5 protein-coding genes, 2 tRNA genes and 3 rRNA genes are annotated in these 11054 nt (G+C 59.3%); 3 read left to right on the forward strand and 7 right to left on the reverse strand.

Going from position 1 to position 11054, the window contains the following annotated elements:
• Positions 1 to 11: 11 nt before the first annotated feature.
• Together HZ992_RS20565 and HZ992_RS20570 are read right to left on the reverse strand one after the other, a co-directional pair.
• Positions 12 to 1625, reverse strand: a complete 1614-nt coding sequence (locus HZ992_RS20565) for a GMC family oxidoreductase (protein WP_209383670.1) — start codon at positions 1623 to 1625, stop codon at positions 12 to 14.
• A 13-nt stretch (positions 1626 to 1638) separates the two neighbouring features.
• Complete coding sequence (locus HZ992_RS20570; RefSeq protein ID WP_209383671.1) at positions 1639 to 2145, reverse strand: hypothetical protein; 507 nt, start codon at positions 2143 to 2145, stop codon at positions 1639 to 1641.
• A 147-nt stretch (positions 2146 to 2292) separates the two neighbouring features.
• Here HZ992_RS20570 and HZ992_RS20575 point away from each other — a divergent pair, with 147 nt between their 5' ends.
• The 3 genes from HZ992_RS20575 to HZ992_RS20585 are packed head-to-tail and all read left to right on the forward strand — an operon-like array spanning position 2293 to position 5719.
• Entirely contained in the window at positions 2293 to 3009 is a 717-nt protein-coding gene (locus tag HZ992_RS20575; RefSeq protein ID WP_209383672.1) for a DUF8198 family protein, read from the forward strand.
• Between the two features lie 56 nt (positions 3010 to 3065).
• Entirely contained in the window at positions 3066 to 4760 is a 1695-nt protein-coding gene (locus HZ992_RS20580) for a long-chain-fatty-acid--CoA ligase (RefSeq protein ID WP_209387252.1), read from the forward strand.
• On the forward strand, positions 4760 to 5719 hold the full coding sequence (locus HZ992_RS20585) for an MBL fold metallo-hydrolase (protein ID WP_209383673.1): 960 nt from the start codon (positions 4760 to 4762) through the stop codon (positions 5717 to 5719). Before HZ992_RS20580 ends, HZ992_RS20585 begins: the two co-directional genes overlap by 1 nt.
• A gap of 76 nt (positions 5720 to 5795) precedes the next feature.
• On the opposite strand, the gene rrf is transcribed toward HZ992_RS20585, so the two are convergent.
• The 5 genes from rrf to HZ992_RS20610 all read right to left on the reverse strand — a co-directional run bounded on the left by rrf (position 5796) and on the right by HZ992_RS20610 (position 11030).
• Positions 5796 to 5908: ribosomal RNA gene (rrf, locus tag HZ992_RS20590) — 5S ribosomal RNA — on the reverse strand.
• Positions 5909 to 6044: 136 nt separating this feature from the next.
• Positions 6045 to 8921 (reverse strand): 23S ribosomal RNA (locus HZ992_RS20595).
• Positions 8922 to 9193: 272 nt separating this feature from the next.
• Positions 9194 to 9269 (reverse strand) — tRNA-Ala (locus HZ992_RS20600).
• An 8-nt stretch (positions 9270 to 9277) separates the two neighbouring features.
• A tRNA-Ile gene (locus tag HZ992_RS20605) sits at positions 9278 to 9354 on the reverse strand.
• A 149-nt stretch (positions 9355 to 9503) separates the two neighbouring features.
• A 16S ribosomal RNA gene (locus HZ992_RS20610) occupies positions 9504 to 11030 on the reverse strand.
• Together the 16S, 23S and 5S rRNA genes with 2 tRNA genes alongside form the textbook arrangement of a ribosomal RNA operon.
• Between the last annotated feature and the right edge of the window lie 24 nt (positions 11031 to 11054).

Here is an 11054-nt window from a genome sequence, read left to right on the forward strand (position 1 = left end):
GCTACCCGCCCTCAGGCGAGCGTCACGTCACGGCCGCTGAGCCGTTTGGCGAGCCCCGTGGCCAGGCGGTTCACGATGCCGTAGATCGACAGTTGCGGATTCGCGCCGATGCTGGTCGGGAAGATCGAACCATCATGCACGGAGAGATTGGCCACCTGCCAATGCACGCCGTCGGGCCGCACGACGCCGCGCTTGTCATCGCCGGCCATGCCGCAGCCGCCCATCACGTGGGCACTGACCACGCGCGTGAGCAGCGGCTTCATCGGCAGCGCGGCGATGGCCTCGCGCGCCTGCGCCCACGACGTGTAGCGTTGCGCCATCTCGTGCACAGGCAGCACGACCTTCGCGCCGGCCGAGAACTGGATCTCGGCCATGCTGAGGAAGGCACGCCGGGCGCCATCCATCACGAAGTCTGTCAACGGGTAGTCGAGCACGGGAGAGCCGTCCGATCGCAAGGTGACCCGGCCGCCAGCCGATTGCTCGTGGAAGCCGTCGCGCAGCAGCGCTAGCAGGCTGTGCGTCTTCGGGAACTCGGCCAGCAGATCGGCCTGGGCCTGCCCATAGCCCGGCAACGTCGACGCGAAGATCACTGGATGGATCGGCGGCGCCTCCAGCTTGTAGCCGATGGCGCCGTCGATCGGCTGCGTCTCGAGAAAGTGGTCGGTGTAGATCGTCTGCGGCGCACCTTTCCAGCCTGCGACGGCCTGCTCGAACAAGGCCGCCGAGATCACCACCGGGTGCAGGAAGGTACGCCGGCCGAGGAGTGAATGCGGGTCGGGCAGGCCCGAGCGCATCAGCAGCGCCGGCGAGTTGATGGCGCCTCCGCAGACGAGGTAGTGCTTGGCGACGATCCTTACCTCGGCACCGCTGGCAAGGCTGCCGTCGAGTTGCACGGGCACGCAGCGCAGCGCCTCGATGCGGCCCCCCTTCATCACGAGCTCCTGCACGCGCGTCTGCACCAGCAGGCTCGCGCCGCGCTCGAGCGCTGCAGGGATGGTCGTGACGAGCATCGACTGCTTTGCGTTGGTCGGGCAGCCCATGCCACAGGAACCGAGGTCCCAGCAGCCTTTCACGTTGCGCTGGATCATCGGCGCGGCGATGCCGAGCCGGGCGGCGCCGCGCCGCAGCAACTCGTTGTTCTCGTTCGGCGGCATCAGCCAGGTGCCGACGTTCAGGCGTCGCTCGGCCTGCTGGAACCATGGGGCGAGCGCGTCCGAACTGAAATCGGACAGGCCGAACCGGTCGCGCCAGTGGTCCAGCGTCGACTGCGGCGTTCGGAACGAACTCGTCCAGTTGACCGTGGTGGAGCCGCCCACGCAGCGGCCTTGCAGGATGTTGATGGCCTTGTCGGCGGTCTTGCGTGCAGCGCTCTCCTGGTAGAGCGTCGGATACGCCTCGCTCTCGCGCTGATGGAAGTCGGTGCTGCTGCGCAGCGGGCCCTCTTCGACCAGCACGACGCGCAACCCGGCCTGCGTCAGCAGTTCTGCGGTGATGCCGGCTCCGGCACCACTGCCGACGATGGCCACGTCGCAGTCGATACGCCCGGGCAAGGCGCCATGCGGCCCGCCGAGCACACGCCAGCCGCGTGCCAGGCCTTCGCGAACGGGATCGGGTTGGCGGCTCATGGTGCCATCTCCATCAGATGTCCGACGGCCCTGGATAGCCCATGCGCTGCCACGCGGAAGGGTCGGAGAAGTACGCCGCGTTGGTGAGGTCGCGAAGGGCATGGTAAGCCTGCTGCTTCAGCGCCAGCGACGACAAGCGCATGCCTTGCAGCGAAGCCTGCACTTGCGTCACGCTCGCCTGCGTCCACCCGCTCGTCAGCCCTGCCAGCGCGACACGGCCGGGCGCCGCCGCCAACAGGGCCAGCAACTGCGACAGCTCGGCCTGTGTGGCAGATGGAAAGGCGGAGATCGCTGCGTCAAGGCGCTGCAGATGGGCCTCGATCGCCCTGTCGCGCTCGTCCGGGGCGGACGGCAGCGCTCCGTCGAGGACGGCTCGCGCCACGGCGTGCATGACGGCCCGGGCATTTGTGCTCAGGTGACCGTTGGACAGCGCCGGCTGCAGCATGGAAATTCCGCCACCCGCCGCGACGAGAATCACCGTCGCGCCGATGCCAAGCTTGAGCAGGGTTCGTCTTTGCATCTGGTTCGAGTTCGGCACCGTTTGCCGGGACTGCCGACGAGTGTTGCATCATTCCAGCGGAGCGCCTTAGAGAAGACCGACTAACCGGGCTCGTGAGAAACCCGCAAGGCGCGGCTACAGTCACTGGCACAGGGACCCTCACACGCGATGACAGCCGACGCCAGGTCCATCCTTGCCCAACTCGAGGTCGTCGAACGCGAGCGCGCCGCCCGGAGCATGGACCCGGCACTTGGCGACACGGTCGTGGCCTTGAAGGCCTATCAGCAGCGGCGGTTTGCCGCCACCTATGGCGACCTGCTGCTGAGCCCGCGGTATGCGCCAGCGGCCCGATTCTTCCTGGACGAGTTGTATGGCCCGCGGGACTTCAGCTCGCGGGATGCACAGTTCGCTCGCGTGGTCCCCGCGATGGTGCGTCTTTTCCCCGCAGAGATCGTGAGCACGGTGCAGACTCTCGCCGACCTGCATGCCTTGTCCGAAACGCTCGACACGCTCATGGCTCGCTGGCTGCAGGGGCGCACCATCGATCGCCGTGCGTACGTGGATGCTTGGCAGCATGCTGGCGACATGGCGCAGCGCGAGAGGCAGATCGCCCTCACGCTCAAGGTGGGCTCGGATCTGGACCGTTTGACGCGCAAGCCCCTGCTGCGTGGCGCGCTGCACATGATGCGCGGGCCAGCCAGGGCTGCCGGACTGCCAGCGCTGCAGGCCTTCCTGGAGGTGGGGTTCGACACCTTCAAGGCGATGGGCGGTGCGGCGGAGTTCCTGTCGACTGTTGGCGGGCGCGAGCGTGCTGTGGCTCGGGCATTGTTCTCGACGAGTGTCGACAGCGCCTCTGTCGAGGCCGCGTTAGGACAACTACCATAGGCGCGCTGCCTGTGGCCCGCGAGCATGCTGAGCTCGCCCAGAACGCAGAGGAACCCTTGACTCATTCTGTTGATTGCCCCTGGCTCTCGAGCTATCCGCCCGGAGTTCCTGCCGAGATCGACCCCGGCGCGTACCGGTCGCTCACCCATCTGCTCGAAGAAGCCTTCCGCAGCCATGCCCGTTCTTGCGCGGCCGTTTGCATGGACAGTGAGTTGTCGTTTGCCCAGCTGGACGAGCTGTCTTCGGCCCTCGGCGCGTGGCTGCAGAACCGCCAGTTGGCAAAGGGTGCGCGCGTGGCGCTGATGATGCCCAACGTGCTGCAGTATCCGGTGGCCATCGCGGCGGTTCTTCGAGCCGGCTACGTGGTGGTGAACGTCAATCCGCTGTACACGCCGCGCGAGCTTGAGCACCAGCTGAAGGACTCCGGCGCCGAGGCGATCGTGATTCTGGAGAACTTTGCCAGCACCCTTGCGGACGTGCTCGACCGCACGCCGGTGCGTCACGTCGTGCTGGCTTCCATGGGGGATCTCCTGGGCTTCTGGAAGGGCCAGCTGGTGAATCTCGCGGTGCGGCACGTTCGCAAGCTGGTGCCGGAGTTCAGTTTGCCGCTCGATGGCGGCCGGACTGTCACGCGCTTCAACATGGCGATCGCCGAGGGCACGAAGATGAGCCTTCGGCGTGTCGATGTGTCCCCGGACGACATCGCGTTCCTCCAGTACACGGGCGGGACGACCGGCGTGTCCAAGGGTGCCACGCTGCTGCATCGCAACGTCGTTGCCAACGTACTGCAGTCGGTGGCTTGGTTCCAGCCCAAGCTCGACACGCTTGCTGCAGGACGCCAGCTCACAGTCGTCTGCGCGCTGCCGCTGTATCACATCTTTGCCTTGACCGCGTGTTTCATGCTCGGTGCACAGCTCGGCATGAAGCTGCTGCTGATCCCGAATCCGCGGGACATTCCTGGGCTCGTGAAGACGCTCTCGGCGCACAAGGTGAATATGTTCCCCGCGGTAAACACGCTGTTCAATGCGTTGGCCAACGATCCGGAGTTCACTCGTCTGGATTTTTCCGAGCTTGTGATTTCCAACGGCGGGGGCATGGCCGTACAGCGCGCCACCGCAGAGAAGTGGCTCGCGGTTACCGGCTGCCCGGTGGTGGAGGGCTATGGCCTTTCGGAGACGTCTCCCGTCGTGACGGTGAATCGGTTCGACCTGGAAGCGTTCACGGGGAGCATCGGCTTGCCTGTTCCCTCCACACAAGTGGTGATCCGTGACGATGACGGGAAGGATGTCGACAGTGGCACCCCGGGTGAGATCTGCATCAAGGGGCCACAGGTCATGGCTGGCTACTGGAACCGGCCGGACGAAACGGCAAAGGTCATGACAGATGACGGCTTCTTCCGATCCGGAGATGTCGGTGTCATGGATGCCTCCGGCTACATTCGCATCGTCGATCGCAAGAAGGACATGATCCTGGTCTCCGGGTTCAACGTCTATCCGAACGAGATCGAGCAGGTGGTGAGCTTGTTGCCTGGCGTACTCGAGTGCGCTGCGGTCGGTGTGCCGGACGATCGCTCTGGCGAGGCAGTGAAGCTGTACGTGGTTCGTCGAGATCCGTCGCTTTCAGAGAGCGACCTGATGGACTATTGCAGGGAGAACTTCACTGCCTACAAGCGCCCGCGTCACATCGAGTTCCGCGACGAGCTTCCCAAGTCGAATGTGGGCAAGATCCTTCGTCGCGAGTTGCGCGGCTGATGGCATCGAAGGTTCTTCGTTCGTCCGTTCCCGAACTGGCGGATCGCCTTGAGGCCGCAGGGGCCACCGTGTTCGAGCGTGGATGGCTGTCCTCGAACAACGTTCTCTTTCTTCCAGCTTCCGGGGCGGGCGCCACACTGGTCGATAGCGGGTATTGGACTCATCAATCCCAAACGCTTGAACTCACTCGTCGGGCGCTGGGTGAGGTTCGGCTCGAGGCATTGTTGAACACGCACCTGCATTCGGATCATTGCGGAGGCAATGAGGCGCTCGTTCAGGCATTCGGATGCCGCATCTCCGTTCCCTCAGGGGAGTACAAGAAGGTGCATGACTGGGACGAGTCGGCGCTTACCTACCGCCCGACCGGACAACATTGCCCGCGGTTCAGCTGCGATGGTGTTCTCGCACCTGGTGACGTGATCTTGCTGGCAGGTCGCTCCTGGAATGTGATCGCTTCGCCTGGCCATGACCCTGAATCCGTCATGCTCTACGAGCCTGATCTTCGACTGCTCATCTCCGCTGACGCACTCTGGGAGGACGGGTTCGGTGTCGTCTTTCCAGAGTTGGAAGGGCAGGACGCGTTTTCCGACGTGCGCTCAACGTTGGACCTGATCGCTTCTCTGCCGGTGGAATGGGTCATTCCCGGCCACGGGCGGCCGTTCACTGGTGTTGCTGCAGCGATCGATCGGGCTCGCGCTCGACTTGTTCGTTTCGAGGCGGATCCGCGGCGACATGCCGCGCATGCTGCGAAGGTGCTGATCAAGTTCCATCTGCTTGAAGTTCAGACCCAGTCTTTGGCGGACCTTCACGCCTGGCTGGATGCGACGCAGTACTTGGCGGCAGTCCATCGCACGCATTTCGCAAGTGCCTCCGTGGAATCCTGGCGCGCAGAACTCCTCGAGAGCCTGCACAAGAGCAGGGCAATCGAGGTTTCACACGGAGTGGTCAGAAATCTCTGAGATGACGCTCGCCATATTCGGCGCGCCAATGAGAAAAGGCCCCCGTCGATTGACGGGGGCCCTTCTGCTTGTATTAGCCTGACAATGTCCTACTTTCACACGGGAATCCGCACTATCATCGGCGCTGAGGCGTTTCACTGTCCTGTTCGGGATGGGAAGGAGTGGGACCACCTCGCTATGGTCATCAGGCTTAACCGGTTGCCGCCTTGTCAATAAGACAAGGAAGCCAATTCGCAGAGTCTGAATCAGTTTGATTGCGTACCGATCGTCACTTGAAGATCGGCAAAACAGCTTGTACTCACCTTGACCGTCAAGTCAAAGTTATAGGGTCAAGCCTCACGAGCAATTAGTATCGGTTAGCTTAACGTATTACTACGCTTCCACACCCGACCTATCAACGTCCTGGTCTCGAACGACTCTTCAGGGGGCTCAAGGCCCCGGCAAGACTCATCTTGAGACGAGTTTCCCGCTTAGATGCTTTCAGCGGTTATCTCTTCCGCACATAGCTACTCGGCAATGCCACTGGCGTGACAACCGATACACCAGAGGTGCGTCCACTCCGGTCCTCTCGTACTAGGAGCAGGCTCTCTCAATCTTGCAGCGCCCACGGAAGATAGGGACCAAACTGTCTCACGACGTTTTAAACCCAGCTCACGTACCTCTTTAAATGGCGAACAGCCATACCCTTGGGACCGGCTACAGCCCCAGGATGAGATGAGCCGACATCGAGGTGCCAAACACCGCCGTCGATATGAACTCTTGGGCGGTATCAGCCTGTTATCCCCAGAGTACCTTTTATCCGTTGAGCGATGGCCCTTCCATACAGAACCACCGGATCACTTTGTCCTACTTTCGTACCTGCTCGACTTGTCAGTCTCGCAGTCAAGCACGCTTATGCCAATGCACTATTAGCACGATTTCCGACCGTGCCTAGCGTACCTTCGAACTCCTCCGTTACGCTTTGGGAGGAGACCGCCCCAGTCAAACTGCCCACCATACACTGTCCCCAACCCGGATAACGGGCCAAGGTTAGAACCTCAAACACACCAGGGTGGTATTTCAACGTTGGCTCCACGACACCTAGCGGCACCGCTTCAAAGCCTCCCACCTATCCTACACAGATCTGTTCAAAGTCCAATGTAAAGCTACAGTAAAGGTTCATGGGGTCTTTCCGTCTTTCCGCGGGGAGATTGCATCATCACAAACATTTCAACTTCGCTGAGTCTCTGGAGGAGACAGTGTGGCCATCATTACGCCATTCGTGCAGGTCGGAACTTACCCGACAAGGAATTTCGCTACCTTAGGACCGTTATAGTTACGGCCGCCGTTTACTGGGACTTCAGTCAAGAGCTTGCACCCCATCATTTAATCTTCCAGCACCGGGCAGGCGTCACACCCTATACGTCGACTTTCGTCTTTGCAGAGTGCTGTGTTTTTAATAAACAGTTGCAGCCACCGATTCTCTGCGGCCTCATTGGGCTCACCAAGTAAATGGATCACCTACTAAAGGCACACCTTCTTCCGAAGTTACGGTGTCAATTTGCCGAGTTCCTTCTCCAGAGTTCTCTCAAGCGCCTTAGAATACTCATCTCGCGCACCAGTGTCGGTTTGCGGTACGGTCGTGTGCAGCTGGAGCTTAGTGGCTTTTCCTGGAAGCAGGGTATCACTCACTTCAGCGGCAAGCCGCCTCGTTATCACACCTCAGCTAAGCCTCCCGGATTTGCCTAGGAGGCACGCCTACATGCTTGAACCGGGACATCCAACACCCGGCTGAGTTAACCTTCTCCGTCCCCACATCGCACTACACATCGGTACAGGAATATTGACCTGTTTCCCATCAGCTACGCATCTCTGCCTCGCCTTAGGGGCCGACTCACCCTACGCCGATGAACGTTGCGTAGGAAACCTTGCGCTTTCGGCGAGGGGGCTTTTCACCCCCTTTAACGCTACTCATGTCAGCATTCGCACTTCTGATACCTCCAGCAGACCTCACGGTCCACCTTCACAGGCTTACAGAACGCTCTCCTACCACTTGCACTTGCGTGCAAATCCGCAGCTTCGGTAACTGGCTTAGCCCCGTTACATCTTCCGCGCAGGACGACTCGATCAGTGAGCTATTACGCTTTCTTTAAATGATGGCTGCTTCTAAGCCAACATCCTGACTGTTTTAGCCTTCCCACTTCGTTTCCCACTTAGCCAATTTTAGGGACCTTAGCTGGCGGTCTGGGTTGTTTCCCTCTTGAGTCCGGACGTTAGCACCCGGTGCTCTGTCTCCCGTGCTGTACTCATCGGTATTCGGAGTTTGCAATGGTTTGGTAAGTCGCCATGACCCCCTAGCCATAACAGTGCTCTACCCCCGACGGTAATACACGAGGCACTACCTAAATAGTTTTCGGAGAGAACCAGCTATTTCCAAGTTTGTTTAGCCTTTCACCCCTATCCACAGCTCATCCGCTAGTTTTGCAACACTAGTCGGTTCGGACCTCCAGCAGGTGTTACCCTACCTTCATCCTGGCCATGGATAGATCACTTGGTTTCGGGTCTACACCCAGCGACTGATCGCCCTATTCGGACTCGATTTCTCTACGGCTTCCCTATTCGGTTAACCTTGCCACTGAATGTAAGTCGCTGACCCATTATACAAAAGGTACGCCGTCACCCTTGCGGGCTCCGACTGTTTGTATGCATGCGGTTTCAGGATCTATTTCACTCCCCTCCCGGGGTTCTTTTCGCCTTTCCCTCACGGTACTAGTTCACTATCGGTCGATTACGAGTATTTAGCCTTGGAGGATGGTCCCCCCATCTTCAGACAGGATTTCACGTGTCCCGCCCTACTTATCGCACGCCTAGTTCCACTACCGACATTTTTCATACGGGGCTATCACCCGCTATGGCCGGACTTTCCATTCCGTTCTGATATGCCAATAGCTAAAACGTGCTGGCTGTTCCGATTTCGCTCGCCACTACTTTCGGAATCTCGGTTGATGTCTATTCCTCGAGCTACTGAGATGTTTCAGTTCACCCGGTTCGCCTCGCATACCTATGAATTCAGTATGCGATACCCTTGCGGGTGGGTTTCCCCATTCGGAAATCTCCGGATCAAAGCTAATTTGCCAGCTCCCCGAAGCTTATCGCAGGCTATCACGTCCTTCGTCGCCTGTAATCGCCAAGGCATCCACCACATGCACTTAGTCACTTGACCCTATAACTTTGACGCCTCGCTGTAGAAGCATCGTCAAGGACTGTTTTGAGTATTACGCGTTTCGCCGTTCTTCAAACTCTTGCGAGTTGATTCTTGGTGACGCAATCAAAATGTTGCCGACGGCACGGTCCGCCATGAAGCGGTTTCCGTCGACAACTCTGATTCGACTCTACGAATTGTTAAAGAACAACAGCCGACTCTTTCGAGACGCTGTCGCGAGCAGCCCACTCAGAGAGTGGCCACTCGCGGCAGCGACTAGATCGTTGGTGATGTGGTGGAGGATGACGGGATCGAACCGTCGACCCCCTGCTTGCAAAGCAGGTGCTCTCCCAGCTGAGCTAATCCCCCCATGAAGATGGTGGGTCTGGTTGGTCTCGAACCAACGACCCCCGCCTTATCAAGACGGTGCTCTAACCAACTGAGCTACAGACCCTTCACGTTCATTGCGAAGCGTGGGGTCTACGTCGCGTCAACCAGGTGCCGAAGCACGCAGCTGGTCTGGCTCAGCCGGCTCACGCTCACACACTGTTGTTAACTACAGCCGATAAGTGTGGGCGAAAGAAATTGAGTGCTATTTTCCAGAAAGGAGGTGATCCAGCCGCACCTTCCGATACGGCTACCTTGTTACGACTTCACCCCAGTCACGAACCCTGCCGTGGTAATCGCCCTCCTTGCGGTTAGGCTAACTACTTCTGGCAGAACCCGCTCCCATGGTGTGACGGGCGGTGTGTACAAGACCCGGGAACGTATTCACCGCGGCAAGCTGATCCGCGATTACTAGCGATTCCGACTTCACGCAGTCGAGTTGCAGACTGCGATCCGGACTACGACCGGTTTTCTGAGATTAGCTCCCCCTCGCGGGTTGGCAGCCCTCTGTACCGGCCATTGTATGACGTGTGTAGCCCTACCCATAAGGGCCATGATGACCTGACGTCATCCCCACCTTCCTCCGGTTTGTCACCGGCAGTCTCATTAGAGTGCCCTTGCGTAGCAACTAATGATAAGGGTTGCGCTCGTTGCGGGACTTAACCCAACATCTCACGACACGAGCTGACGACGGCCATGCAGCACCTGTGTCCAGGTTCTCTTTCGAGCACCAAGCCATCTCTGGCAAGTTCCTGGCATGTCAAGGGTAGGTAAGGTTTTTCGCGTTGCATCGAATTAAACCACATCATCCACCGCTTGTGCGGGTCCCCGTCAATTCCTTTGAGTTTCAACCTTGCGGCCGTACTCCCCAGGCGGTCAACTTCACGCGTTAGCTTCGTTACTGAACAGCAAGCCGTCCAACAACCAGTTGACATCGTTTAGGGCGTGGACTACCAGGGTATCTAATCCTGTTTGCTCCCCACGCTTTCGTGCATGAGCGTCAGTGCAGGCCCAGGGGATTGCCTTCGCCATCGGTGTTCCTCCGCATATCTACGCATTTCACTGCTACACGCGGAATTCCATCCCCCTCTGCCGCACTCTAGCCATGCAGTCACAAATGCAGTTCCCAGGTTGAGCCCGGGGATTTCACATCTGTCTTGCAAAGCCGCCTGCGCACGCTTTACGCCCAGTAATTCCGATTAACGCTTGCACCCTACGTATTACCGCGGCTGCTGGCACGTAGTTAGCCGGTGCTTATTCTTCAGGTACCGTCATTAGTCCGCGGTATTAGCGCAGACCGTTTCTTCCCTGACAAAAGCGGTTTACAACCCGAAGGCCTTCTTCCCGCACGCGGCATGGCTGGATCAGGGTTGCCCCCATTGTCCAAAATTCCCCACTGCTGCCTCCGTAGGAGTCTGGGCCGTGTCTCAGTCCCGTGTGGCTGGTCGTCCTCTCAGACCAGCTACAGATCGTCGCCTTGGTAGGCTTTTACCCCACCAACTAGCTAATCTGACATCGGCCGCTCCAATAGCGCGAGGTCTTGCGATCCCCCGCTTTCACCCGTAGGTCGTATGCGGTATTAATCCGGCTTTCGCCGGGCTATCCCCCACTACTGGGCACGTTCCGATGTATTACTCACCCGTTCGCCACTCGTCGCCAGGTTGCCCCGCGTTACCGTTCGACTTGCATGTGTAAGGCATGCCGCCAGCGTTCAATCTGAGCCAGGATCAAACTCTTCAGTTCGATCTTGAATGTTTGCTCAAAGAA

It is taken from the genome of Rhizobacter sp. AJA081-3, assembly GCF_017795745.1.
Lineage (GTDB): Bacteria > Pseudomonadota > Gammaproteobacteria > Burkholderiales > Burkholderiaceae_C > Piscinibacter.